General features: G+C 67.7%; 20 protein-coding genes. 9 read left to right on the forward strand and 11 right to left on the reverse strand.

Annotation, left to right across the window (positions count from 1 at the left end; translation table 11 throughout):
* Positions 1-4 precede the first annotated feature (4 nt).
* Together pabB and CDA09_RS03225 are read left to right on the forward strand one after the other, a co-directional pair.
* Positions 5-1,126: an aminodeoxychorismate synthase component I gene (gene pabB / locus CDA09_RS03220; RefSeq protein ID WP_121427305.1), complete on the forward strand. Its 1,122-nt coding sequence runs from the start codon at positions 5-7 to the stop codon at positions 1,124-1,126.
* Positions 1,127-1,331: 205 nt separating this feature from the next.
* The gene (locus CDA09_RS03225) at positions 1,332-4,781 is read left to right on the forward strand and encodes a pyruvate carboxylase (RefSeq protein WP_121427306.1); all 3,450 of its coding nucleotides are present in this window, start codon (positions 1,332-1,334) and stop codon (positions 4,779-4,781) included.
* A gap of 108 nt (positions 4,782-4,889) precedes the next feature.
* Here the strand turns inward: CDA09_RS03225 and CDA09_RS03230 are convergent, their stop codons facing one another.
* The 6 genes from CDA09_RS03230 to CDA09_RS03255 all read right to left on the reverse strand — a co-directional run bounded on the left by CDA09_RS03230 (position 4,890) and on the right by CDA09_RS03255 (position 12,057).
* Complete coding sequence (locus CDA09_RS03230; RefSeq protein ID WP_128106528.1) at positions 4,890-5,285, reverse strand: hypothetical protein; 396 nt, start codon at positions 5,283-5,285, stop codon at positions 4,890-4,892.
* Between the two features lie 46 nt (positions 5,286-5,331).
* On the reverse strand, positions 5,332-7,056 hold the full coding sequence (locus CDA09_RS03235) for a cytochrome c3 family protein (RefSeq protein ID WP_121427308.1): 1,725 nt from the start codon (positions 7,054-7,056) through the stop codon (positions 5,332-5,334).
* Positions 7,053-8,090 (reverse strand): NHL repeat-containing protein, encoded by a 1,038-nt coding sequence (locus CDA09_RS03240; RefSeq protein ID WP_121427309.1) that lies wholly within the window; start codon positions 8,088-8,090, stop codon positions 7,053-7,055. Before CDA09_RS03240 ends, CDA09_RS03235 begins: the two co-directional genes overlap by 4 nt.
* 2 nt (positions 8,091-8,092) lie before the next feature.
* On the reverse strand, positions 8,093-10,138 hold the full coding sequence (locus tag CDA09_RS03245; RefSeq protein ID WP_121427310.1) for a hypothetical protein: 2,046 nt from the start codon (positions 10,136-10,138) through the stop codon (positions 8,093-8,095).
* Positions 10,139-10,159: 21 nt separating this feature from the next.
* Entirely contained in the window at positions 10,160-11,314 is a 1,155-nt protein-coding gene (locus CDA09_RS03250; RefSeq protein ID WP_121427311.1) for an NHL repeat-containing protein, read from the reverse strand.
* 77 nt (positions 11,315-11,391) lie between these two features.
* On the reverse strand, positions 11,392-12,057 hold the full coding sequence (locus CDA09_RS03255; protein WP_121427312.1) for a cytochrome c3 family protein: 666 nt from the start codon (positions 12,055-12,057) through the stop codon (positions 11,392-11,394).
* A 300-nt stretch (positions 12,058-12,357) separates the two neighbouring features.
* Between CDA09_RS03255 and CDA09_RS03260 the strand changes: the two genes are divergently transcribed.
* From CDA09_RS03260 to CDA09_RS03285, 6 genes are all read left to right on the forward strand, one after another.
* Positions 12,358-13,191, forward strand: coding sequence for a hypothetical protein (locus tag CDA09_RS03260; RefSeq protein ID WP_128106529.1), 834 nt, complete (start codon positions 12,358-12,360; stop codon positions 13,189-13,191).
* Positions 13,181-14,716, forward strand: a complete 1,536-nt coding sequence (locus CDA09_RS03265) for a cytochrome C (RefSeq protein WP_121427314.1) — start codon at positions 13,181-13,183, stop codon at positions 14,714-14,716. The genes CDA09_RS03260 and CDA09_RS03265 overlap by 11 nt, the downstream gene beginning before the upstream one ends.
* A complete protein-coding gene (locus tag CDA09_RS03270; protein WP_121427315.1) occupies positions 14,713-16,014 on the forward strand; it encodes an NAD(P)-binding domain-containing protein in 1,302 nt (433 codons plus the stop codon). Before CDA09_RS03265 ends, CDA09_RS03270 begins: the two co-directional genes overlap by 4 nt.
* A gap of 122 nt (positions 16,015-16,136) precedes the next feature.
* Positions 16,137-16,973, forward strand: a complete 837-nt coding sequence (locus CDA09_RS03275) for a spermine/spermidine synthase domain-containing protein (RefSeq protein WP_121427316.1) — start codon at positions 16,137-16,139, stop codon at positions 16,971-16,973.
* A gap of 70 nt (positions 16,974-17,043) precedes the next feature.
* Positions 17,044-17,331, forward strand: coding sequence for a type II toxin-antitoxin system HicA family toxin (locus CDA09_RS03280; RefSeq protein WP_121427317.1), 288 nt, complete (start codon positions 17,044-17,046; stop codon positions 17,329-17,331).
* Positions 17,332-17,513: 182 nt separating this feature from the next.
* Positions 17,514-17,963: a MaoC family dehydratase gene (locus CDA09_RS03285; RefSeq protein WP_121427318.1), complete on the forward strand. Its 450-nt coding sequence runs from the start codon at positions 17,514-17,516 to the stop codon at positions 17,961-17,963.
* A gap of 102 nt (positions 17,964-18,065) precedes the next feature.
* Here CDA09_RS03285 and folE2 read toward each other — a convergent pair whose 3' ends face one another.
* From folE2 to xseB, 4 genes are read right to left on the reverse strand one after another with little or no spacing between them, the layout of a single operon-like run.
* Positions 18,066-18,875, reverse strand: a complete 810-nt coding sequence (folE2, locus tag CDA09_RS03290; RefSeq protein ID WP_121427319.1) for a GTP cyclohydrolase FolE2 — start codon at positions 18,873-18,875, stop codon at positions 18,066-18,068.
* Positions 18,876-18,932: 57 nt separating this feature from the next.
* Entirely contained in the window at positions 18,933-20,798 is a 1,866-nt protein-coding gene (dxs, locus tag CDA09_RS03295; protein WP_121430710.1) for a 1-deoxy-D-xylulose-5-phosphate synthase, read from the reverse strand.
* Between the two features lie 23 nt (positions 20,799-20,821).
* Entirely contained in the window at positions 20,822-21,691 is an 870-nt protein-coding gene (locus CDA09_RS03300; protein WP_121430711.1) for a polyprenyl synthetase family protein, read from the reverse strand.
* Between the two features lie 23 nt (positions 21,692-21,714).
* On the reverse strand, positions 21,715-21,960 hold the full coding sequence (xseB, locus tag CDA09_RS03305) for an exodeoxyribonuclease VII small subunit (protein WP_121427320.1): 246 nt from the start codon (positions 21,958-21,960) through the stop codon (positions 21,715-21,717).
* Positions 21,961-22,087: 127 nt separating this feature from the next.
* On the opposite strand from xseB, the gene CDA09_RS03310 reads away from it, so the two are divergent.
* Positions 22,088-23,194, forward strand: a complete 1,107-nt coding sequence (locus CDA09_RS03310; protein ID WP_121427321.1) for an aromatic ring-hydroxylating oxygenase subunit alpha — start codon at positions 22,088-22,090, stop codon at positions 23,192-23,194.
* 29 nt (positions 23,195-23,223) lie between these two features.
* Here the strand turns inward: CDA09_RS03310 and ispH are convergent, their stop codons facing one another.
* A complete protein-coding gene (gene ispH, locus CDA09_RS03315) occupies positions 23,224-24,162 on the reverse strand; it encodes a 4-hydroxy-3-methylbut-2-enyl diphosphate reductase (protein ID WP_121427322.1) in 939 nt (312 codons plus the stop codon).
* Between the last annotated feature and the right edge of the window lie 13 nt (positions 24,163-24,175).

Raw genomic sequence — 24,175 nt, forward strand, 5'->3', positions numbered from 1 at the left:
CGTCATGGCCAACCTGCGCTTCGACTTCCCCGCCAATGCCACGGGCGCCGCGCCGCTGCATTTCAGCCGCCCGCGCCTGCGGCTGGTGGCCCACCGGCCGGAGGCCGTGCCCGCCGTGCTCGCGCGCGCCGACACGCTCGCGCGGGCGGGGGAGTGGGTCGCGGGCTTCGTGACCTATGAAGCGGGCGCGGCCTTCGATCCCGCGTTCCGCTTCCGTCCGCGCTCGTCGCTGCCGCTCGCGTGGTTCGGCGTGTTCGACGCGCCGGTCGCCGTGGACGAAGAAACGCGGCGCGGCGCAGTGGGTTGCGACGACTGGCAGCCGGGTGTCGAGCGCGGGCGCTACGACGCCGATATCGGCCGCATCCTGGATCACATCCGCGCCGGCGACGTGTATCAGATCAACCACACGATCCGTCTGCACGGCCGCTTCGACGGAGATCCCCGCGACCTTTACGCGCAACTGCGCGCCGGGCAACCGGACGGCTACTGCGCGCTGTTCGACCTCGGACGCCACCGCATCCTGTCGCTGTCGCCCGAACTCTTCTTCCGCCGCGACGGCGACCGCCTGACCTCCAAGCCGATGAAGGGCACGCTCGCGCGCGGGAGCACCCCCGAGCAGGACGCGCAGCAGGCCGAGGCGCTGGCCGCTTCCGAGAAGAACCGCGCCGAAAACCTCATGATCGTGGATCTCATCCGCAACGATATGTCCCGGGTCGCGCGCCCGCACAGCGTCGCCGTGCCCGAGCTCTTCTCCGTCGAAACCTATCCGACCGTGCATCAGATGACCTCGACGGTGTCGGCCGAACTGCGGCCCGACGCGGATCTCGCGGACATCTTCGCCGCGCTCTTCCCCTGTGGCTCGATCACCGGCGCGCCGAAGATCAAGGCGATGGAGATCATCGCCGGCCTCGAAGCCGAGCCGCGCGGCATCTACTGCGGGGCCATCGGCCTGCTGAAACCGGGCGGCGACGCGATCTTCAACGTCGCGATCCGTACGCTGGCGCTGGACGGCATGACCGGTCGCGCCGAATACGGCGTCGGCGGCGGCATCACGGCCGATTCGGTCGCGCACGACGAATACGAGGAAATGCGCGCGAAGGCCCGCATCCTGCGGTGCGCGGCATGAAGTGGGAGCGGGGGCGGCGGGTTGGGCGGGGCGACATGCCGCTGCCGGCTCAAATCTGCAAAAACCTGTCGCTTACCGAACATCGTTCAGCCGCGTACAACCGTAAATTCGAGAACGGCGATTGATTGATGGTCGGACTGCGCACCCCCGAAGTATCAATTCATAACGACAACCAGCCACGCGCACAAAAGGGCAGGGCAGCTACATGAAACCGATCAAGAGCATCCTCGTCGCCAACCGTGGCGAGATCGCGATCCGCGTGTTCCGCGCCGCGAGCGAGCTGGGTATCCGCACGGTGGCGATCTACGCGAATGAAGACCGCTTCGCGCTGCACCGCTTCAAGGCCGACGAATCCTACCTCGTGGGCAACGGCCAGAAGCCGATCGCCGCCTACCTCGACATCGCCGACATCATCCGCGTCGCGAAGGACGCGCAGGTCGACGCGATCCACCCCGGCTACGGTTTCCTCTCCGAGAACCCCGAGTTCGCCGAAGCCTGCGCCGCGGCCGGCATCGCCTTCATCGGCCCGCAGCCGCAGGTGATGCGCGACCTGGGCAACAAGGTCGCCGCGCGCAACCTCGCCGTTGCCGCGGGCGTGCCCGTCGTGCCCGCCACCGGGGCGCTACCGCGCGATCTCGACGAGATCAAACGCCTCGCGCGCGAAGTCGGCTACCCGCTGATGCTCAAGGCGAGCTGGGGCGGGGGCGGCCGAGGCATGCGCGCGATCGAGACCGAGGATGAACTGCCGGGTCTGTTGGACGTTGCCCGCCGTGAAGCGCTCGCCGCCTTCGGCAACGACGAGGTCTACCTGGAAAAACTGGTCCGCCGCGCGCGCCACGTCGAAGTGCAGGTGCTGGGCGACACGCACGGCAAGCTCGTGCACCTCTTCGAACGCGACTGCTCCGTGCAGCGGCGCAACCAGAAGGTGGTCGAACGCGCCCCCGCGCCGTACCTCGACGAAGCGCGCCGCACGGAGTTGTGCGATGCCGCGCTGAAGCTGTGCCGCGCCGCGCAGTACACCCACGCCGGCACCGTCGAATTCCTGATGGACGCCGACACGGGCGCCTTCTATTTCATCGAAGTGAATCCGCGCATTCAGGTCGAACACACCGTCACCGAGCAGGTCACCGGCGTCGACATCGTCAAGGCGCAGATCCGCATCACCGAAGGGGCAAAGATCGGCGAGGGCGAATCCTACGTGCCCGCGCAGGCAGACATCCGCCTCAACGGCCACGCGCTGCAATGCCGCGTCACCACCGAAGATCCCGAGAACAGCTTCACCCCCGACTACGGCCGCATCACCGCCTACCGCAGCGCCGCCGGCTTCGGCCTGCGCCTCGACGGCGGCACCGCGTATACGGGCGCGGTCATCACCCCTTTCTACGATTCGCTGCTCGTGAAGGTCACCGCCTGGGGCCACAGCCCGGACGAAGCCATCTCCCGCATGGACCGTGGCCTGCGCGAATTCCGCATCCGCGGCGTCTCGTCGAACCTGCAGTTCCTCGGAAACGTCATCGCGCATCCGCTCTTCAAGTCGGGCGAATGCACGACGCGCTTCATCGACACCACGCCCGAGCTCTTCCGTTTCGAGAAGCGCCAGGACCGCGCAACGAAGCTCCTGAAGTTCCTCGGCGAAGTCAGCGTCAACGGCAACCCCGAAATGGCCGGCCGCCAGGCGCCCAGGCTCCCGCTCGCCAAACCGATCAAGCCGTCGGTCGATCTCGCCGCGGCGGCGCCCGCGGGCACGCGCGACCGCCTGAAGGAGCTCGGCCCGCAGCGCTTTGCCGAGTGGATGAAGAACGAACAGCGCGTGCTGCTCACCGACACCACGATGCGCGACGCGCACCAGTCGCTCTTCGCCACCCGCATGCGCACGCGCGACATGCTCGAGATCGCGCCGCACTACGCGCGCCTCGTGCCCGAACTCTTCTCGCTCGAATGCTGGGGCGGCGCGACCTTCGACGTCGCGTTGCGCTTTCTCAAGGAAGACCCGTGGGAGCGCCTCCGCCGCCTGCGCACGGCGGTCCCCAACGTGCTGTTCCAGATGCTGCTGCGCGCCTCCAACGCGGTCGGCTACACCAACTATTCCGACAACGTCGTGCGCTATTTCGTGCAGCAGGCCGCGAAGGAGGGCATCGACGTGTTCCGCGTGTTCGATTCGCTCAACTGGATCGACAACATGCGCGTCGCGATGGACGCCGTGAATGAAGCGGGCGCGCTGTGTGAAGGCACGATCTGCTACACCGGCGACCTCTTCGACACGAGCCGCCCGAAGTACAACCTGAAGTACTACGTGGACCTTGCCAAGCAGCTCGAAAAGGCCGGCGCGCACATCCTCGGCATCAAGGACATGGCCGGCGTGTGCAAGCCGCGCGCGGCACGGGCGTTGGTGAAGGCGCTGAAGGAAGAAGTCGGCCTCCCCATCCACTTCCACACCCACGACACCTCCGGCATTGCCGCCGCGAGCGTGCTCGCCGCGATCGAAGCGGGCGTGGACGCAGTCGACGGCGCGATGGACGCGATGAGCGGCCTCACCTCGCAGCCCAACCTCAGCTCGATCGCCGCCGCGCTTGCCGGATCCGAGCGCGACAGCGGGCTCGATCTGGACGCGATGCAGTCGCTGTCGCACTACTGGGAAGGCGTGCGCCGCGCCTACGCGCCCTTCGAAGCCGACATCCGCTGCGGCACCTCCGACGTGTACAAGCACGAGATGCCCGGCGGGCAATACACGAATCTCCGCGAGCAGGCCCGCGCGATGGGCCTCGAACACCGCTGGCCGGAAGTGTCACAGGCCTACGCGGACGTGAACCAGCTCTTCGGCGACATCGTGAAAGTCACCCCCACGTCGAAGGTCGTCGGCGACATGGCGCTCTTCATGGTCGCCAACGACCTCACGCCCGCCGAAGTGCGCGATCCGGCGAAGGAAATCGCCTTCCCCGAATCGGTGATCTCGCTCTTCAAGGGCGAACTGGGCTTCCCGCCCGACGGTTTCCCGAAGGATCTCGAACGCAAGGTGCTGAAAGGCGCCGCGCCGCTGCCGGGCCGCGCTGGCGACTTCCTGCCCGAAGTCGACCTCGACGCCGCGCGCGCCGAAGCCCAAACCGCCGCCGGACGGCAGATCTCCGACACCGACCTCGCGTCCTGGCTGATGTACCCCAAGGTCTTCAAGGACTACGCCGCGCACCACGCGCGCTTCGGCGACGTGTCGCTGCTACCGACGCCGGTGTTCTTCTACGGCCTCAAGGACCGCGAGGAGATCAGCGTCGACATCGAGCGCGGCAAGAGCCTCGTCGTGCGCCAGACCGGCAGCAGCGACACGCCGGACGAGGAGGGCCGCGTGAAGGTCTTCTTCGAACTCAACGGCCAGCCGCGCCTGCAGCGCATCCCCAAGGCCGGCGCCGCGCCCACCGGCCGCCGCCATCCGAAGATCGACGAGGCCAACCCGAACCACATCGGCGCGCCAATGCCCGGTGCGGTCGTGACGGTCGCCGTGCATGCCGGCCAGAAGATCGCCAAGGGCACGCCGCTGGTGTCCATCGAGGCGATGAAGATGGAAACCGCGCTCACCGCCGAGCGCGACGCGGTCGTGAAGGCGGTGTTCGTGAAACCCGGCGACAAGGTCGCGGCGAAGGATCTGCTGGTCGAGCTGCAATAAGCACGACCCGCGCACAGCGTTCTCCCCTCCTCTCCAGAGGGCCTGCCGGCCCGGGGCTTCGTGTCCCGGGCCGTTTTTTTCAGCGATCCGATTCGGGCGCCCGAAGACTCATTGGCAGACTGCGTTGCGCAGACGGATCGTGCCTGCGCTGCGGTAGGTCCGTGCGACGGTGCCGCCGACCTTGACGCGCTGGCCCTTCTTCATCTGCAGCAGGTCGCCGCAGCCGTGCGAGCCCGCGAGCAGCACGGTGACGCCGAGGCCGTCCTCGGCGATGAGCTCGAATTCGTCCTTGCCGTAGACCTGCTTGACGCTGCCCGATGCGACGAAGGGCTTGTCGAGACAGGCCTTCTCGGCGGCATCGTCGAGGAAGTAGGCGGTGTTCGTGCGGTCGCGGTTCAGTTCGTCGAATCCCGCCTTGGAGCAGGTGATCGCGGCGCTGGCCGCGCCGGACAGCAGCAGGCCGGCGACGGCGGCGGCGAGTTGGCGGAATGCGATGTGCAGCATGACTTCATCCTTCACGGGAAAATCCGGGCGTCGATAACCCCGCCGTTCAATACGTCTCGGGGTTGTGATTGTCATTGTGGCAGCTCATGTAGCAGCGGCCGTGGCCGGCCGAGGTGCGCTCCCATTTCAGCAGGCCCGACGAATTGGGTTTCACGATCGAGATGTCCCAGTTGATCAGGCGGCTGTTGTTCGTCACGTTGCCCTGGGTCGAGGAAATGCCGTGCGGGTCGTGGCAGGCGCTGCAGGGCGTGCGGATGCTCACGACGTGCTTGCGGTGCACGGTGCTCGACACGCTGGTGCTCGAGTTGAGCAGGGTGTTGCGGTCGTGGCACTTGTAGCACAGCGCGTAGGCGCTGGCGCTTTCGGTCGTGAAGTCGGCGGTCAGGTACTGGCGTTCGAGCAGCGGAGCGAACTTCGAGCCGTGCGGGCCGTTCGGGCCGACGCCGCCCGCGCCGGGGCCGGCGTCGTTGTTGTGGCAATCGCTGCACTTGATGATGCTGGCCGTGGTCCACGGCGCCATCAGGTCGGGGACGCTGGTGCCCTTGCCCGCGCCGGCGACCGGGTGATACGACGGGTTCGACGTGCTGAATTCGAGCCGTGTGTTGGTCTGGACGATCTGGCGGGCGATACGCGCCGCAGGCTTGCCGGGGCTGTCGGCATGGCAGCGGAAGCATAGCTGGTATTCCGCGGTGGCGGGTTCGACCGCGGTGCCGCCGCTCGTGACCCCGCGCACGGCGGTGAGGGAGCCGGGCAGGGCGCCGGCCGAGCCCGATTTCGCCGCGTGGGGGTTGTGGCAGTCGGCGCATTCGACGTGGCGGGTCTGCGACACCGTCGGTTCGGCGGCGTCGTGGACGCCGGTGGTCGTTGCGACCGGGTGGATCGAGGTCTTGGTGAACTCCGACTTGATGTTTTTCGCCGCGACGTTGCCGTTATGGCAATTGGTGCAGTTGTCCTCCTCCTTCGCGTAATTGAGCAGCCACTTGCGGCCGCCGGCCGAGTGCGGGCGGTGGCAGTTCTCGCAGCCGTTGGCGGCGACGGTGGTGCCGCTGGTGTGCGGCCACGGGCTGGCGCCGACGCCGTTCCAGGTCGCCGTCGACAGCTTGTGGCTGCTGGCGCTCCACTGCGCCGGCTGGTGGCAGGTCTGGCACAGCGCGGAGGCCGCGTTCGGCATCACGAGGAACTTGCCGTTGCTGTCGTCGTGGGCGTCGTGGCAGGACGTGCATTGCAGCTTGCCGCTCGCGTCGAGGCGCACCTTGCCGGTCAGCGTCGCCGGGTCGGCGAGTTCGCCGCGGGTGGTGGCCAGCGCCGCGTTGTACAGGATCGACACCGGGTGGTCGTCGGACAGGTCGGTGCCGAGGTTGCTGCGCCCGGCGGGCATCGTCGTCACGCCGCCCGCCATCGCCGTGACCTGGCTGAGGCTGAGGAGGTCGCCGAGGGCGATGGTGCCGTCGTGACAGGAGAGGCAGTCGAGCGAGGCGCCGTCCGGCTGGCCCGGGGCGGCCTTGGCGGTGGAGCTCGTGTAGGGGGTGTAGCCGCCGGTGCGCGCACGGCGGTTCCACAGCGGTTCGCTCGGCGAGGCGTTGTGGGAGATGTGGCAGAAGACGCACACCTGTGTCTCGCTCGCCGCCTTGACCGTTCCTGGCCCGCTCACCGACAGGTTGTGCCGGCTCGAGACGATGCCGGCGCCGGCGGGGAGGGCGGCGAGGAGCAGCGTCGCGGCGAGCGCGATCGCCACCGGCAATCCGGCGAGGGAGCGGGTCACGGCGATCATGCAGCCCCGCCCAGATAGCGCAGCACCTGAACGCGCCGGTTGTACGAGTCGGCGACATAGATGTAGCCGTCGGGGGCGACGAAGATGCCGGCCGGCAGCCAGAAATCGCCGCGCTCGCGCCCCTGCTGGCCGACCGGCAGCAGGAAGCGCCCGGAGCCGTCGAAGATCTGCATGCTGTGGAGCAGGGCGTCGACGACGTAGATGTGACCGTCGCGGTCGGTCGCGACGCCCTTCGGTCGCGGCGTGTCGCCGGGAACGTCGCCGGAACGGCCGAAGACGCCGGCGACGCGGCCGTCTGCGTCGAGGATCTGGATGCGGAAGTTGAGCGAATCGGTCACGTACAGGCGGCCGTCGCCCCCGCGCGACAGCGCCGTCGGGAAATTGAACTCGCCCGGGCCTTCGCCGCGCCGGCCGATGCTCGTCCGTAGGCGCAGCTCGCGGTCGAACACCCGGATGCAGTGGGCGCCGGTATCGACAACGAGGAGGTGCCCCGCCGCGGGGTCGAAGGCGATGCCGGTCGGCTGGACCGGCGCGGTGTCGAGCGCGAGCGGTGCGGCGGTCCGCTCACCGGGCTTGATCACCAGGACGCGCGCGAGCCGGGAGTCGGTGACGTACACCTCACCCGCGGGGCCTTCGGCAAGCCCCACGGGCGAGGGCAGCGGCGCGCCGCCCGGTCCGCGCACGAGGGCGTAGCCGCTGCCGAGCGGGTCGAAGCGGTGCACGCCCTGCACGCCCGGGTCCGCGACGTAGAGCACGCCCTTGACCGCGACGACGGCCATCGGGCGCACCATGCGGGACTCGTCGGCGCCGAACAGGAGATCCTGCATGCGTTCGAGAAGGCTCCGGGTGATATCCAGATCGGCAGGCCCGGCGATGCTGCGGACGTAGGCGATGCGCGCGGTTTCCGGCGCGGGCGGCCAGACGAGCGGCGGGCCTTCGGGAGCTTCGGGCCGGCTGCCGGTGCAGCCCGCGAGGGCGGTGACGAGTGCGAGGAGGAAAGCCCTCGCGACGATGGCAAGACGGTCGTGTGCCATCGTCAGAGATCCCGTCGCAGGCTGACCTGGAACAGCGTATGGCTGCGCTCGAACCCGCCCTGCGTCTCGCGTCCGTGCGCGAGACGTGCATTCATCGCCAGCTTGCGCTCGCGCCACTGTGCGTTGATCGCGTTGTCCACGCGGCAGCGCACCGTGGGGCCGCCACGGTCGCATTCGAAATTGCGCACCGCCGACACGTCGACACCCATCCAGCGCGTCGAAAAGCGCAGGCCGTAGCCGCGCAGGTCCATGTCCTGTGCCGAGCTGGCGTAGTCCATCGTCATTCGGTGCAGCGTCACGCCGACGTTGCCGAGATCGAACAGCGGTTCCTCGGTCTGCAGGTACAGGTCGGCGGCGTTGCGTACGAGCGGGCTGATCGGATCGACGATGCGTTCGCGCTCGACCGTCGCGCCGGCCGAAAGCGGGACGCCGGCCGCGCTGAACGGCAGGTCCGTGCGCAGGCCGTAAAGCCGGCTGCGCGAGTCGCCGAGCGCAAAGGTGGGCGTTCCGGACAGGACTTCCACCGTCGAGCGCGATTCGCGCAGGTAGAGGCTCAGGCGCGGGGACAGGTTCCAGCCGAGGTTGAAGGTCTGGTCGGTTTCCGCGCTGGCGAAGGTGCCGCCGAGGTCGTACGCGTAGTCGACCAGCACGTCCTCGCCGTCGAGGATGCTGCCGCCGATGAGGCGCTGCAGGCGCGTGGTCTGTCCGACCGTGGTGAGCGTGTAGTCGATGTTTTCGACATAGACCTGCGAGCGCGTCAGGTTGCTGACGACGACGCTGCCGGCGACGATGCGCGGCTGCGACAGTGCGCTCGGCGAGGTTCCGCCGAGGATCGTGCGCTCGCCGATCGCGCGCGCGTCGGACGCCTGTGCCCGCTGGCTGCGCTGGTCGTGGCGCACCCGGTAGCTCGCCGTCAGGGTGCCGAGCGGCAAGGCCTGCTTGTGCCGCACCATCGCGTCGACGCCGCGGTCGCTCACCGAGAAGGGGCCGGCCTGCTGCGTCTCGATGCGTCCGCCGGCCGACAGCTCCAGCTCCTTGTCCGGCGACCAGGCGACGCCCGTGGAGGCGCTTTGCGTCACCGCCGCACGGTCCCCGTTGTCGTTGTTGCTGTAGTGCGCGGTGCCGAAGCTGGTGAGTGCGTCGGAATGCTTCATGCGCAAGTCGAGGAGCAAGTTCAGGTCGGACTGCTGCGGCATCGCCCGCCCATCGACCACGAAGTCGTGCCGGTTGAGCGACACGAGATTGAGCAGCTCATGCTCGCCGTCGGACCCGAAGGGCAGGCGCGTGTCGATGTCGAGGCTCCGGCTGTCCGACGTCGACGACTGGATCGGCAGACTGGTGCTGCCGCTCAGCGATTCCTGGCGGACGGCCTGGAACTGGATCTGCGTCGCCCCCTGCTTGCCGATGTCGCGCGAAAGGCGCAGGTTCAGCTGGTCGGTGCGGTCGTGCATCACGCGTTCGTCGCTGCGGCCATTCGATTCCGAGCGCGTCAGTTCGAAGCGCAGCGGCGTCGGCAGCGCGCCCGCGGTCGCCGCGACTTCCATGCCGTAGCGCGAGGTCTCCTGCTGCAGGGTCTGTCCGGGGGCGATCGACAGCACCGGATTCAGGTGCTCGTAGAACAGCGCGCCGCTCACCGGCTTGCCGCGGAGGAAGTTCGCGCGCCCGACGAGGTTGTACAGCACGCCGCGCGACTGCGTCGTGCTGCCGTCCGTCTCGAGCGAGCCGGCCTGCAGGATCGGCCCGCCGCCGATGTCCAGCGTCAGGAAGTTCGGATGATAGACGTAACTGTGCGTCATCAGGAAGACTTCGTTCCGCCAGTCCGAGTCGCCCTGCGTCGAGCGCGTCACGCCCGCGGGGCCGGCCTGGCGCGTCGCGTCGCGGTTGCCGAGATAGTTCGTCGACACGTGACCTTCAACATCCGTCAGGTTGAACAACGCGACCTCCTGCGCCGCGGCGCCCGCGCCGAAGCCGGCGAGCAGCGACACCAGCGCGCGCCGGGCCTGTGTTCGCGCCGGCCGGAACTTCGCCGCGTCGGCGCATCGTCGCATCCCTCAATCCCCTTCGCCCCCTCAGCGGGCGGCGAGGGCCGGCCCGGCCGCGGCGGCAGCCGGATAATCCATGCCGTTCATGCTGCCGAAGGCGAACACGTCGACCTTGTTGGGCCCGAACTGGCTCGCCACGAGCACCAGATACTCCACCTTGAAGCCCGGCGCGACGAACTGGCGGAAGGCCTCGATGCCCTCGTAGCTCACCGTGACGCCCGCGGGCAGGCTCAGTCCTTCCGCTCCTTCGCCGGCCTGGCCGAAATCCATCAGGATGCGGCCGGTGGCGTCGAAGATCTGGACGTTCTCGAACGCGGCGTCGCCGACGTACATGCGACCCTCGCGGTCGATCGCGATGCCCTTGGGGCGGGCGAAGCTGCCCGGCACCGAGCCGACCGCGCCGTAGGTGCGCACGGGTTTGCCTTCCTGGGTGAAGCGCTGCACGCGGTAGTTGCCGGTCTCGACGACGTAGAGGTCGCCGTCCGTGCCGAGTGCGACGTTGGTCGGGTGGAACAGCTCGCCGATCTCCGAGCCCGCCTGCCCGAAGGTGAACAGGCTGCGGCCGGAGCGCTTGTCGAGCACATGCACCTGATGATGCGTGATGTCGGTGACGTACAGCCGCTCGCCGACGATGGCCAGGTCGATCGGCTTGAACTGGCCCTGGCGGCCGTAGGCGGCGACGAAGCGGTCGTCGCGGTCATAGACGAGGACCTGCTCGCGCCCGCCGTCGGTGACGTACTTCATACCGTCGCTGTCGATGCGCACGTTGAGCGGCTGCTTCATGCGTCCGCCGCCGACTCCCGCGACGAGCGAGAAGCGCCGCTGCGCCATGTCGAACACGGCCAGCCCGGGGGCGCGGCTGTCGGCGACGTAGACCTTGCTGCCGGTCACCGCCACGCCATAGGGCTGGACCAGCTGATGTCGTTCGCCTTCGTTACCGAGGATGAATTCGGCGAACTTGCCTTTCTGCGCGGCAAGGTCGCGCTCGCCGGCAAGCGTCGTCAGGTACTGGATACGCGGCGGGTTCGGCAGGGACGGATAGAACACCGCCGCGGCAGCGTCCGCGGCCTGTGCCGCGGCGGGTTTGCTCGGCGTGGAGACGCAGCCGGCGAGCGACAGCGCGAGCAGGGTCGCGGTTGCAGCGGGCAGGAGGCGGCGGAAGAAGGGAAGGGCGTGGTTCATGATCGGCTCGTGACGATGGCGGGGGCGTGCGCCGCCGCCCCGCCGAAGCGCCGGGGGCGGCAGCCGTATGCGCAGGGTTACTTGTTGTGGCAGTCGAGGCAGATCTTGCTGCCGGCTTGCGTCACCTTGACCAGGCCGCTGCCTTTGCCGCCGACGGTGAAGGTGTTATGCACGTCGTGGCAGGAGCCGCATTCCATCTTGCCGCCGAAGAGGAGCACGGCGCTGATCGTGCCGGTCTTGGTCTGCGGTGCGGTGCCGATCGTCACGGACTTCGTGAGCGGATCGTGCAGCGATCCGTTCGACGTCGCCAGCGCGCTGTCGTAGGTGAAGCCGATCGGGTGGGACTTCTTCAGGTCGGTGCCGATGTTGCTGCCGGCCGCAATCATCGTCGTGCCGGTCGTGCCGCCGAAGCTGTCGACCGCGATGGTGCCGTCGTGGCAGGAGAGGCACAGTTTCGACGTCCCGCCGGGCTGGGACACGGTCGCCTGCAGCGTGGCACTGCTGTAGAGGCGGTAGGCGGCCGTCGACAGCGTGTGATTCCACAGCGGCGCATCGGCGACGCTCGTGTCGGACTTGTGCGGCGCGTGGCAGGCGACGCAGATGCGCCCGCCGGACCAGTTCAGCGCGGAGAAATCGTGCGCCGACCCGGTGATCGTGCCTGCCCAGCCGACCTGCGCCGCCAGCATTGCAACGCCGCCCACCAGCCATCCCGCGGCTTGCCCGCGAAGCTTCAAATACCCCATCCCCTTTCCCCCTGAATTGCGTTGAATGGCGCCGTTTGCGCCCGGTTGTTATTACAAATGAAATTGCGAATGATTCGTATTTGTGATTGAATATCGCAAAACCTGAATGCGATGTCAAGCGGCATTCTTGATGCCATAAGCATGATGTCGGCGATGGATCATCGCGCAAAGCCGCACCGGAACGGGGATCCGTGTGGATGAGAAATCGATGGGTGCAGATCTTTTCAATGACAAAGGATTGATATGGAGTTGTCCGCGGTCGGTCCCGCAACGCCTTCGACGGCTTCCGCCGGCTTGACGATGCCTTTCGGAGCTCTGCGCACCGCCGCGCTGCGGCTCTCCGCCGCGGCCGTGATCGCGGCGCTGATCGGGGCGGGCATCTGGGTCGCTTTCCACGAGCCGTACACCGCCGGATCGCCGCTCGGCTACAACCTGGGGCTAGTGGGCGCGGTGCTGATGCTCACGCTGCTGCCTTACGCGCTGCGCAAGCGCCTGCGTTGCCTGCGAAGCCTCGGCACGATGCGCGGCTGGTTCCTGTTCCACATCGCGGCGGGGCTGTTCGGGCCCTTGCTGGTGCTGTTCCATTCGACCTTCCGCATCGGCTCGTTCAACGGCGGAGTTGCGCTCGCGAGCACGCTGCTGGTGACTTTCAGCGGCATCGTCGGGCGCTTCCTGTATCGCAAGGTGCACCGCGGCCTGTCCGGCGCCCGCGCGACGCTGAAAGAACTGGAAGGCACGCTGCAACAGCATCTGGACGCGCTGCAGCCGCACCTGCAGGCGCTGCCGGCAATCGGTGACGACGCCCGGCGCTATATCGATCACGCGACCGCGCAGCCCGGCAGGCGTTGGCAGCGCGCCATGCACTTCGTGTCGCTCGGCGGGCGCCGCCACCTCGTCCGTCGACGCATCCGCCGCGTCGTCCGCGCGAGCAGCGTGCGCGCGAACCCGGCAGGGCGTCACCAAATCACCCAGCTCCTGCACACGATCGACGCCGCCACTGCGATTGCGCAGCGCACCGCACAGTTCACGACCTATGAGCGGCTGTTCGCACTGTGGCATGCGATCCACATCCCCTTCCTGTTCCTGCTGGTGCTTTCCGCCGTCGTACATGTGATCGCGGTACATGCGTATTGAGGGCATGCTCGGCCGCGTCGCGGCCCTGGTGGTGCTGTGCTTGGTGCTCGGTGCAGCGTCGGCATGGGGGCAGTCGCTGGAGTCGGTGGTCATGCCGGGCGCCGTGATCAAGGGGCACGCGGACGTCGAGCACGAATGCGGCGAATGCCACGTGCGCTTCAGCCCGAGCTCCCAGCCGCAGCGCTGTCTCGCGTGCCATCGCGACGTGCGCGCCGACGTGCGCGACGGTGCGGGCTACCACGGGCGCATCAAGGAAGAGCAGTGCCGCCGCTGCCATACGGACCACAAGGGGCGCGACGCGAAGGTGGTCGTCCTCGACGAGAAGAAGTTCGACCATCGCCAGACCGATTTCCAGCTGCGCGGTGCCCACCGGCGCGAGGCGTGTTCGGGCTGCCACCGCACGGGCCGGAAATACCGCGACGCGCCGCAGAACTGCTACAGCTGCCACCGCGGCAACGACAAGCATCGCGAAGGCCTCGGCCAGCGCTGCGAAAACTGTCACGTCGAGGACAACTGGAAGGTCGCGCGCTTCGACCACGGGCGCACGCGTTTCCCGCTGCTGAGCCGTCATGCCCGCGCGCGCTGCGCCGATTGCCACGTCGACGAGCATTACGTCGGCACGGCGCGCGACTGCGTGTCCTGCCACCGCAAGGACGATACGCACAAGGGACACAACGGCCCGCGCTGCGAGAGCTGCCACACCGAGCAGGACTGGAAGGCGACGATCTTCCGTCACGATCGCGACGCCAACTATGCGCTCCTCGGCCGCCACCGCACGATCGAATGCACGGCCTGCCACCGCGCGCCGCTGTATGCCGAGAAGCTGCCGACGCAATGCTTCTCGTGCCACCGCCAGGACGATTCCCACAAGGGCGTGCTGGGCGCGATGTGCGCGACCTGCCATAACCCGGAAGGCTGGAAGAGCGGGCGCTTCGACCACGACCTCAACACGCGCTTCGCACTCAAGGACAAGCACCGCAGCGTCAAGTGCGAGAGCTGCCACAAGGACCCCGGCATGCGCGAGAAGCCCGCGCTCGAATGCGTCGGTTGCCACTTGCGCGACGACCGCGAACGCGGCCACCAGGGGCGCTACGGCGGGCGCTGCGCGGCGTGCCACGTGGAGCAGGGCTGGCGGACGATCGTCTTCGATCACGAGCGCGACACCAAATTCCAGCGCACCGGTCGCCATCGTGCCGTGAAGTGCGACGCCTGCCACCGCGACGGCCCGTTCCGCGCCAAGACCGACGACCGCTGCCACGCCTGCCACAAGGGGGACGACATCCACTTCGGCAGCTTCGAGCAGAAATGCGACACCTGCCACCTGCCCGACGACTGGCGCAAGATCCTGCGCGCGGCGACGGACAGGTTCTGCCGCGGCGGCGCCGAACCGGGTGCGCATCGGCGCGACGACGACCCACCGAAGGCGGCGTTCTGGATTCCCGCCTGCGCCCCGGTGAACGACCTGCCCGCGCGCCCCGGCCGCCGCGACGACGGGCGCACCTCCGATGCCGGACGCCGACCATGAAAGACAGCCTGATCTGGACGCTGTACGCGTCGCCCCTCATCATCGCCCTGGCCTACCATTTCGCACAGCGTACCGGCCGCGAGGCACGCTCGAAGGCGGCGCTGGAGGAAGCGCTGCAGGCCGGCATGGCCGAGCCGTCGAGCCGCTACCCGGTGGTCGATCCGGCGGTGTGCATGGGCGGCGGCGCCTGCGCGCGTGCCTGTCCGGAAGAGGCGATCGGCTTCGTCGGCGGCAAGGCGCATCTCGTCGACCCGGCGGCCTGCATCGGCCACGGCGTCTGTGCGCCGGCCTGCCCGGTGGAGGCGATCACGCTCGTGTATGGCACTGCCAAGCGCGGCATGGACATCCCGCAGGTCGCGCCGAGTTTCGAGACCAACGTGCCGGGCATCTTCATCGCCGGTGAGCTGGGCGGCCTCGGGCTGATCCACAACGCCATCGACCAGGGCCGTCTCGCGATGGAATCGGTCGCGAAGAGGCGGGCCGAGGGCGAGCTGCTCGACGTCGTGATCGTCGGCGCCGGCCCGGCCGGGCTTGCGGCAACACTGGGCGCGATGGAGAAGAAGCTGCGCTTCGTCACGCTGGAGCAGGAAAACGCGCTCGGCGGCACCCCCAATCATCGCTTCCCGCGCAACAAGCTCGTGATGACCTACCCGGTGACGCTGCCGCTCGTGGGCAAGCTGAAAGTGCGCGAGATCCTCAAGGAAACCTTGCTCGGCCTGTGGCAGTCCGCGGCCGACCGCGTGAAGATGCCCATGAACTACAACGAACGCGTCGAGCAGGTGACGCCGCTCGACAAGGGCTTCGTCGTGCGCACCAACCGTGCCGAATACCGCACCGCCAACGTGCTCCTGGCGCTGGGCCGCGGCGGCACGCCGCGCAAGCTGGGCGTGCCGGGGGAAGATCTGCCCAAGGTCGTGTACCGCCTGACCGATGCCGAGCAATACCGCGGCCAGGCCGTGCTGGTCGTGGGCGGCGGCGACAGCGCGATCGAAGCGGCCGTGTCGCTCGCGGCCGAGCCCGATACGCGGGTCACGCTGTCGTACCGCGGCGACGCGTTCGGCCGCGTCAAGCCGAAGAACCGTGACCGCCTCGCCGAGGCCGAGGGCGCCGGGCGGCTGACCGTCGTGCTGAACTCGACCGTCACGCTCGTCGAAGCGGATCATGTCGTGCTCGACCACAAGGGCGAGAGGCTCGCGCTCGACAACGACATGGTCATCGTCTGCGCGGGCGGCATCCTGCCCACGGCGATGCTCAAGGCGATGGGAGTCGAAGTCGAGACCAAGTACGGCAGCGCGTGACGCACCTGCCGACCGGCGCCGATGCGTAGGCGCTCGCCACCACGGCGTCTTACAATGCGGGTTACGCGAGCGACTTGCGCCCGGAGCGCGAGCGATCGGTCGAACCGTCACCGGCAGCCGCGATGAAACTCGATGAACTTTCCCTGTTGCGCTACTGCAGCCTCGCGATGACCGCCGCCGAGGAGGGGCGCCCGTATGTCGTCGAATCCGACGGCCTGCGCTCGCTGCACTTCGACGCCCTCACGGTGCAGAGCCAGATGCGCCTGGACGATCCCGGCGCGCTCGCGATCGACTACACGCGCACGATGATGGGGTTTCTGCTCTTCAACCCCGAACCGTGCGACATCGTGATGATCGGACTCGGGGGCGGCTCGCTGGCGAAATACTGCCTGCGCACCTTGCCACGCGCCCGCTTCACCGCCGTCGAGATCGATCCCGACGTGATCGCGCTGCGCGACGCCTTCGGCATCCCGCCCGACAGCGAGCGCTTTCGCGTGGTGTGCGCGGATGGCGCGACCTACGTGCGCACACGCGCACGCGCGCCGGATGTGCTCCTGATCGACGGCTTCGACCGCGGCGGCCAGCCGGAGCGCCTGTGCTCGGCGGGATTTTATGACGACTGCCACTCGCTGCTCGCCGACGGCGGCGTACTGGCGGTCAACCTCTGGTCCGGCGACCGCCGCTACGGGCTGTACGCGTCGCGCATCCGCGACAGCTTCGAGGATCGCTTCGTCGCGATCGGCGCCGAGGAGGACAGCAACCGCATCGCATTCGCCTGCAAGGGGCGCGGATTCCCGCCCCGGCGTTCGCAGCTCCTGGAGCGGGCGCGAAAGCTCACCGCCCATCACCCGATTGGGATAATGTCGACGGCGCAGCGCATCCAGAGCCGTCTCGAGCGGCGCGAGCGCTACCGGCCCGACCTGTGGGACGAGGACGGACGAAGAACGCGGGGGGCGTGAGCGCACATCACGGCAGCGCGGGCGCCGGCAATCGCAGCGCACGGGCGTCACAGGACGGAGGTCGAGAGCCATGAGCCACAAGCATATTGCGCTGATGCGCGCCATCTTCCAGGATCCGATCAGCGCCAACATCCACTGGCGCGAGGTCGAGTCGCTGCTCGGTCACCTCGGTGCCACGATCGAACCCGCGCACGGTGCCCGGTTTCGCATCGTACTCAACAAGATGGAAGGCTTCCTGCATTACCCGCACCACGGCAGCGCGTGCACGAAGCAGGACATCAAGCAGTTGCGCGAATACCTTGCGCATGCCGGCGTGAGCCTGTCGGCATACGAGCAGGAGCACGGCGGGCACGCCTAGGAAAGCGCTCAAGGCGGGGAGAGCGCCGTCCTTCTGTCACATGCATGTCCAGTCATTTGAGTTATGCTGAACGGGTCGATCGCCGGAGAGGCCGGCGCGACTCGTCCCCAACATGGATTGCCTCGCCCCTGGCGCGCGACGGTCGTGCGCCAGGGGCTGGGGCTCAGCGGAACCTGAATGATATGACTGAACAAACGCGCGACTTTTCGGAGAACCTCGGCTACCGGTTCGAGGACCTGAAGGTGGGTATGACGGCTGCAAGCGGGCGCACGGTCACCGATGCGGACATCCTGATGTTCGCAGGCGTATCGGGCGACACGAACCCGGCCCACCTCGATGAGGAGTTTGCCGGGGCCTCGATGTTCGGCGGCCGCATCGCCCACGGCATGCTGTCGGCGAGCTACATCTCCGCCCTGTTCGCGAACAGGCTGCCCGGACCGGGCTGCATCTACCTGTCGCAGACGCTGAAGTTCAAGGCGCCGGTGAAGCCGGGCGATACGGTGATCGCGCGCGTGACACTGAAGGAACTCAACACCCCCAAGCGCCGGGCCATTTTCGATACCGTCTGTAGCGTCGGGGGCAAGGTGGTGCTGGAGGGGGAGGCGGAGATGCTGGTGCCGGCGCGCGGCTGAGGCAGCGCGGCCCGAGCACGGGCTGCCACGCCAGAAAAAAAACGGGAGGCACGCGCTGCGCGGCCTCCCGTTTTGTTTGCTGCCGGTCGAACGAAACCCGGTTCAGACCTCGACGCGCTTGTCGCGCTCGATCAGTGCGTAGGCCGAGTGGTTGTGAATGGATTCGAAGTTCTCCGATTCCACCACGTAGCGGTCGATGCGCTGTTCGGCGTTGAGCAGCCCGGCGACGTCGCGCACCATGTCTTCGACGAACTTCGGGTTCTCATAGGCGCGCTCGGTCACGAATTTCTCGTCGGTGCGCTTCAGCAGGCCGTAAAGCTCGCACGAGGCCTGGCTCTCGACGAGATGGACCAGCTCCTCGATCCACAGGAAATCGTTGGTCTGTGCCGTCACCGTGACGTGCGAGCGCTGGTTGTGCGCGCCGTACTCGGAAATCTTCTTGGAGCACGGACACAGGCTCGTCACCGGCACCACGACCTTCATCTCGAACACGTATTCGCCGCCATCGCGCAGTTCCGCGACGAAGGTCACTTCGTAGTCCATCAGGCTCTGCACGCCGGAAACCGGGGCTGTCTTGTTGATGAAGTACGGGAAGGACATCTCGATGACGCCGGTTTCGGCTTCGAGGCGCTTGACCATGTTGCGCAGCATCGGCTCGATCGACTCGACCGAGATTTCCCGCTCGTTGCCGTTCAGCAGCTCGATGAAGCGCGACATGTGGGTGCCCTTGAAGTTGTGGGGCAGCCCGACATACATGCTGAAAGTCGCGATCGTGTGCTGCACGCCGCCGCTCTTGTCGCTGACGCGGATCGGGTGGCGGATCGACTTGATGCCAACCTTGTTGATGGCCAGCTGACGATTGTCCTTGGAGTTCTGGACGTCAGGGATGGCTTGGCTCTCTTGGGGTTTCATGTGGCGTTCTCTGTTTGGTTGCAGCCGTGTAATGCTACCATTTCCCGACCAATTCGCTCAGCTATTGCGCGCATTGAGGCGCTCAATCGCGCTCAGGATTCCGGCCGGGTGCAGCCCGACCTGCTCGAAGAGCTGGCTCTGGTCGCCATGATCGACGAAATGATCGGGCAAGCCGAGGCGCAGCAGGCGCGGGCGCCGCGGCAGGCTTTCGAGCACGCGCGCGACCTCGGAGCCGGCGCCGCCGATCACCGCGTTTTCCTCGAGCGTCACGATCAGTTCGTGACTGCCGGCCAGTTCTTCGATCAGCGCCGCGTCGATCGGTTTCACGAAGCGCATGTTGGCGACCGTCGCGTCGATCTGCTCGCCGGCGAGCAGCGCGTTGGTGAGCAGGCTGCCGAAGGCGAGGAGGGCGACCTTCGTGCCCTGGCGGCGGATTTCACCCTTGCCCACGGGCAGCTCGGCCATCGCCGGGGCCGGGCTGACGTTCATGCCGCTGCCGCGCGGGTAGCGGACCGCGGCGGGGCCGTTGTGGCGGTAGGCGGTGTACAGCATCTGCCGGCATTCGTTCTCGTCCGCGGGCGTCATCACGACCATGTTCGGGATGCACGCGAGGTAGGACAGGTCGAATGCGCCGTGGTGCGTGGCGCCGTCGGCACCGACGAGGCCGGCACGGTCGATCGCGAAGACGACCGGCAGGTTCTGCAGCGCGACGTCGTGGATGAGCTGGTCGTAGGCGCGCTGCAGGAAGGTCGAATAGATCGCCACCACCGGCTTGAAGCCGTCGCAGGCGAGGCCGGCGGCGAAGGTCACGGCATGCTGCTCGGCGATGCCGACGTCGTGGTAGCGCTCCGGGAACTCCTTCGCGAAGCGCACCATGCCGGAGCCTTCGCGCATTGCCGGGGTGATGCCGACGACCTTGTCGTCGCGCGTGGCGATGTCGCACAGCCAGTCGCCGAACACCTGGGTGTAGGTGAGCTTGCCGCTGCCCTTGCCGCTCTGGATCCCCGCGCGGTGGTCGAAGCTCGACACGCCGTGGTAGAGGATGGGATCGACTTCTGCGAGCTTGTAGCCCTGGCCCTTGCGCGTGATCACGTGCAGGAACTGCGGGCCCGTGAGGCGCTTGAGGTTCTGCAGCGTGGGGATCAGCGCGTCGATGTCGTGGCCGTCGATCGGGCCGTAGTAATGGAAGCCGAATTCCTCGAACAGCGTGCCCGGCGTGATCAGTCCCTTCACGTGCTCCTCGACCTTGCGCGCGAAGTCGAGCATCGGCGGCGCCACGCCGAGGACCTTCTCGCCGGCGCGGCGCGCTGCGTTGTAGGTGCTGCCCGAGAGCATGCGTGCGAGGATCTTGGTCAGCGCCCCGACCGGGGGCGAGATCGACATCTCGTTGTCGTTGAGGATCACCAGCAGGTTGATGTCGCTGGTGTCGCCGGCGTTGTTGAGCGCCTCGAAAGCCATGCCGGCGGACATCGCGCCGTCGCCGATGATGGCGATCGAGCGCTGTTCGGTGTCGCCGCGGTCGCGCGCGGCGACGGCCATGCCGAGCGCGGCGGAGATCGACGTCGAGGAGTGCGCGGTGCCGAAGGTGTCGTATGCGCTTTCGCAGCGCCGCGGGAAGCCCGAGATGCCGCCGAAGCGGCGCAGGCCGCTCATCGCGTCGCGGCGTCCGGTGAGGATCTTGTGTGCGTAGGTCTGGTGGCCGACGTCCCAGACGATGCGGTCGTCGGGGGTGTTGAAGATGTAGTGCAGGGCGATCGTGAGCTCGACGGTGCCCAGGTTCGACGACAGGTGCCCGCCCGTCTTCGAGACGGACTCGATCAGGAAGGCGCGCAGTTCGGTGGCAAGGGCGTGCAGTTCGCGCCGGTCGAAGCGGCGCAGGTCGGACGGGGAATCGATGCGGTGCAGCAGGGGGTACTGGGGCATGTTGTTGTCCGGCACGGCGGAATTCAGAATCGGCGGTGGACGATGAAGTTCGCCAGCTCGTCCAGTCTGGCGGCCGCGGCGCCGAAGGATGCGATGGCGGCGCGGGCGTCGGCGAGCAGTACATCGGCCAGCGCGCGCGCTTCGGACAGGCCGAGCAGCGTGACGTAGGTCGGCTTGTTGTGGTCGGCGTCCTTGCCCGCGGTCTTGCCGAGGGTGGCGGTGTCGGCCTGGGCGTCGAGGATGTCGTCGACGACCTGGAACAGCAGCCCGACGAGCTTGCCGTAGCGGTCGAGCTGCGCGAGTGCTTCCGGCGCGAGCGGCGCGCCGCACTGCGCGCCGAGCAGCACCGACGCCCGGATCAGCGCCCCGGTCTTGTGGATGTGCATGAACTCGAGCTCTTCGCGCGTGAGCTGCTTGCCCACGGCGTCGAGATCGATGGCCTGCCCGCCGGCCATGCCGCGCGAACCGGAGGCGCGTCCGAGGAGGACCACCATTTCCAGCTGCACGGCGGGGTCGTCATTCACCGTCCCTTCGGCCATCGCCTGGAAGGCGAGCGCCTGCAGCGCATCGCCGACGAGCAGCGCGGTCGCTTCGTCGTATTCGACGTGCACCGTCGGCTTGCCGCGGCGCAGGACGTCGTCGTCCATGCAGGGCAGGTCGTCATGGACGAGGGAATAGGCGTGGATCAGCTCCACCGCACAGGCGGCGCGGTCGAGGCGTTCGGGCGCGGCGCCAGCGAGTTCCCCGGCGGCATGGACGAGCAGCGGCCGGACGCGCTTGCCGCCGCCCAGGACGGCGTAGCGCATGGCCTCGTGGAGGCGCTGCGGCGCGATGGAGGCGTCGGGAAGGATCGCGGCGAGGGCGGCTTCGCTGCGGCTCTGGATGTCTTCCATCCAGGCTGCGAAATGATTCTGGCTCACTCCGGGCTCCTCATGTCTTCGCCCGTGCCGAGCGGCGCGAGCCCCCCGTCTTCGAGCTGCAGTACCCGCTGTTCGGCCGCCTGCAGGGTTTCCTGGCAGAACTTCAGCAGGCCGGCACCGCGCTGGTAATGTTCCAGCGCCTGTTCGAGCGTGATGCTGCCGGTTTCCATTTCCTGCACGATCGATTCGAGTTCGGCGATGGCCGATTCGAAGGATTTCGGCGAGTTTGCCGTCTTTGCCATGACTCGAGGGCGGGCCGATAAAAGGGAGAAAAGTAACCGATCGCGCTACTGGCGGTCAAATTACTTCTCGCATAGAATGCCCTGCTGATTTTTCCGAATTTCTTGACTTTACATGGGAGGTTCGGGGGTGTCCGACCTTGCATCCAAGGCCAAATTGTCCCCGGCGGCGCCTCAGTTGCCGGTGTCGGCGTATTTCGACGAGCAACTCTTCGAGCTCGAGAAACGCCTCCTGTTCCAGGCCGGACCGGGTTATGTCGGGCATGAGCTGATGGTGCCGGAAGCCGGCAGCTATCGCTCGCTCGAATGGCTCGATCATTCCAAGCTTCTGTTTCGCAGTGGTGACGGCGTGCATCGGTTGTCGAACATCTGCCGCCATCGCCAGGCGATCATGCTCGAAGGCTCGGGCAAGACCGAGCGCATCGTGTGCCCGATCCACCGCTGGACGTACGACCAGAAGGGCGAGCTGCTCGGGGCGCCGCATTTCCCCGAGAACCCCTGCCTCAACCTGAAGCGCGACGCGCTGGAGAACTGGAACGGCCTGCTGTTTGCCGGTCCGCGCTCGGCGGCGGCCGACCTGGCCGGCATGGACGTGGCAGGGCAGTTCGACTTCTCCGGCTACAAGCTCGATCGCGTCGAGATCCACGAGTGCAAGTACAACTGGAAGACCTTCATCGAGGTCTATCTCGAGGATTACCACGTCGTGCCCTTCCACCCGGGACTCGGCAGCTTCGTGACCTGCGACGACCTCACCTGGCAGTTCGGCGACTGGTACTCGGTGCAGCGCGTGGGCATCACCTCGCTGGCCAAGCCGGGTTCGCCGACCTACCAGAAGTGGCACCAGGCGGTGCTCGACTACTATGGCGACAAGCGGCCGGCGCAGGGGGCGATCTGGCTCACTTACTATCCCAACGTGATGGTGGAGTGGTATCCGCACGTGCTGGTCGTCAGCACGCTGATTCCGCAGGACGTGAACCGCACGACCAACGTGGTCGAGTTCTACTACCCGGAGGACATCGTCGAGTTCGAGCGTGAGTTCGTCGAGGCCGAGCAGGCCGCCTACATGGAAACGGCGGTCGAGGACGACGTGATCGGCGAGCGCATGGATCGCGGCCGCTGGGCGCTGCTGCAGGAAGGGCGCCACGAGGTCGGTCCCTACCAGTCGCCCTACGAGGACGGGATGCAGCACTTCCACGAGTTCTATCGCCGTGTCATGCGGGAGCATCTGCGCGGTTGAACCGCGGATGAACCCGCCGGCATGCATGGTCAGGCGTCGGCCTGCAGTTCCCTGGGCAGCGGGAAGGTGACGCGTTCGGGAACGCCGTCGAGGGTGCGCACCGAGCCGCCGCCGAGCGATTTGAGGCGCGCGATCACGGCGTCGACCAGGACTTCGGGCGCCGAGGCTCCCGCGGTCACGCCGATGCGCTTCCTGCCCTCGAGCCAGGTCGGGTCGATCCCCTCGGCGTTGTCGATGAGGTGGGCCGGCACGCCCAGCAGTTCGGCCACTTCCCGCAGGCGGTTGGAGTTGGAGCTGTTGCGCGAGCCGACGACGAAGACGATGTCGACGCGCGGCGCCATGAACTTCACGGCGTCCTGGCGGTTCTGCGTCGCGTAGCAGATGTCGTCCTTCTTCGGGCCGACGATGGCCGGGAAGCGCGCGCGCAGGGCGGCGACGAGCGCCGCAGCGTCGTCGACCGAGAGGGTGGTCTGCGTGACGTAGGCGAGCTTGTCCGGGTCGGCGACCCGCAGCGTCGCGACATCCTCGACCTTCTCGACGAGATGGATGCCGTCCTTGACCTGGCCCATCGTGCCTTCGACTTCGGGGTGGCCCTTGTGCCCGATCATGACGATCTCGCGGCCCTGGTCGCGCATGCGGGCGACCTCGATGTGCACCTTGGTCACGAGCGGGCAGGTGGCGTCGAACACGCGCAGGCCGCGCTTCTCGGCCTCCGCGCGCACCGTCTGCGGTACGCCGTGGGCGCTGAAGATCACGGTGTTGCCGGGCGGGACTTCGTCGAGCTCCTCGACGAACACCGCGCCCTTGGCGCGCAGGCCGTCGACGACGAACTTGTTGTGCACGACTTCGTGGCGCACGTAGATCGGCGCGCCGAAGCGTTCGAGCGCGCGCTCGACGATCTCGATCGCCCGTTCCACGCCGGCGCAGAAGCCGCGCGGGTTGGCGAGCAGGATTTCAGGGTCGTTCATGGTGGTCTCTGTA

This window comes from Azoarcus sp. DN11 (assembly GCF_003628555.1).
Lineage (GTDB): Bacteria > Pseudomonadota > Gammaproteobacteria > Burkholderiales > Rhodocyclaceae > Aromatoleum.

Bases quoted from the DNA above. Each gene is read 5' to 3' on its own strand.
- CDA09_RS03235 (WP_121427308.1), bottom strand. From the start codon at position 7,056: ATGATCGCCGTGACCCGCTCCCTCGCCGGATTGCCGGTGGCGATCGCG.
- ispH (WP_121427322.1), bottom strand. From the start codon at position 24,162: ATGAACGACCCTGAAATCCTGCTCGCCAACCCGCGCGGCTTCTGCGCC.
- CDA09_RS03230 (WP_128106528.1), bottom strand. From the start codon at position 5,285: ATGCTGCACATCGCATTCCGCCAACTCGCCGCCGCCGTCGCCGGCCTG.
- folE2 (WP_121427319.1), bottom strand. From the start codon at position 18,875: ATGAAACCCCAAGAGAGCCAAGCCATCCCTGACGTCCAGAACTCCAAG.
- CDA09_RS03250 (WP_121427311.1), bottom strand. From the start codon at position 11,314: ATGAACCACGCCCTTCCCTTCTTCCGCCGCCTCCTGCCCGCTGCAACC.
- pabB (WP_121427305.1), top strand. From the start codon at position 5: ATGGCCAACCTGCGCTTCGACTTCCCCGCCAATGCCACGGGCGCCGCG.
- CDA09_RS03300 (WP_121430711.1), bottom strand. From the start codon at position 21,691: ATGGAAGACATCCAGAGCCGCAGCGAAGCCGCCCTCGCCGCGATCCTT.
- CDA09_RS03255 (WP_121427312.1), bottom strand. From the start codon at position 12,057: ATGGGGTATTTGAAGCTTCGCGGGCAAGCCGCGGGATGGCTGGTGGGC.
- CDA09_RS03225 (WP_121427306.1), top strand. From the start codon at position 1,332: ATGAAACCGATCAAGAGCATCCTCGTCGCCAACCGTGGCGAGATCGCG.
- CDA09_RS03245 (WP_121427310.1), bottom strand. From the start codon at position 10,138: ATGCGACGATGCGCCGACGCGGCGAAGTTCCGGCCGGCGCGAACACAG.
- CDA09_RS03260 (WP_128106529.1), top strand. From the start codon at position 12,358: ATGCCTTTCGGAGCTCTGCGCACCGCCGCGCTGCGGCTCTCCGCCGCG.
- dxs (WP_121430710.1), bottom strand. From the start codon at position 20,798: ATGCCCCAGTACCCCCTGCTGCACCGCATCGATTCCCCGTCCGACCTG.
- xseB (WP_121427320.1), bottom strand. From the start codon at position 21,960: ATGGCAAAGACGGCAAACTCGCCGAAATCCTTCGAATCGGCCATCGCC.
- CDA09_RS03265 (WP_121427314.1), top strand. From the start codon at position 13,181: ATGCGTATTGAGGGCATGCTCGGCCGCGTCGCGGCCCTGGTGGTGCTG.
- CDA09_RS03270 (WP_121427315.1), top strand. From the start codon at position 14,713: ATGAAAGACAGCCTGATCTGGACGCTGTACGCGTCGCCCCTCATCATC.
- CDA09_RS03240 (WP_121427309.1), bottom strand. From the start codon at position 8,090: ATGGCACACGACCGTCTTGCCATCGTCGCGAGGGCTTTCCTCCTCGCA.
- CDA09_RS03285 (WP_121427318.1), top strand. From the start codon at position 17,514: ATGACTGAACAAACGCGCGACTTTTCGGAGAACCTCGGCTACCGGTTC.
- CDA09_RS03275 (WP_121427316.1), top strand. From the start codon at position 16,137: ATGAAACTCGATGAACTTTCCCTGTTGCGCTACTGCAGCCTCGCGATG.
- CDA09_RS03280 (WP_121427317.1), top strand. From the start codon at position 17,044: ATGAGCCACAAGCATATTGCGCTGATGCGCGCCATCTTCCAGGATCCG.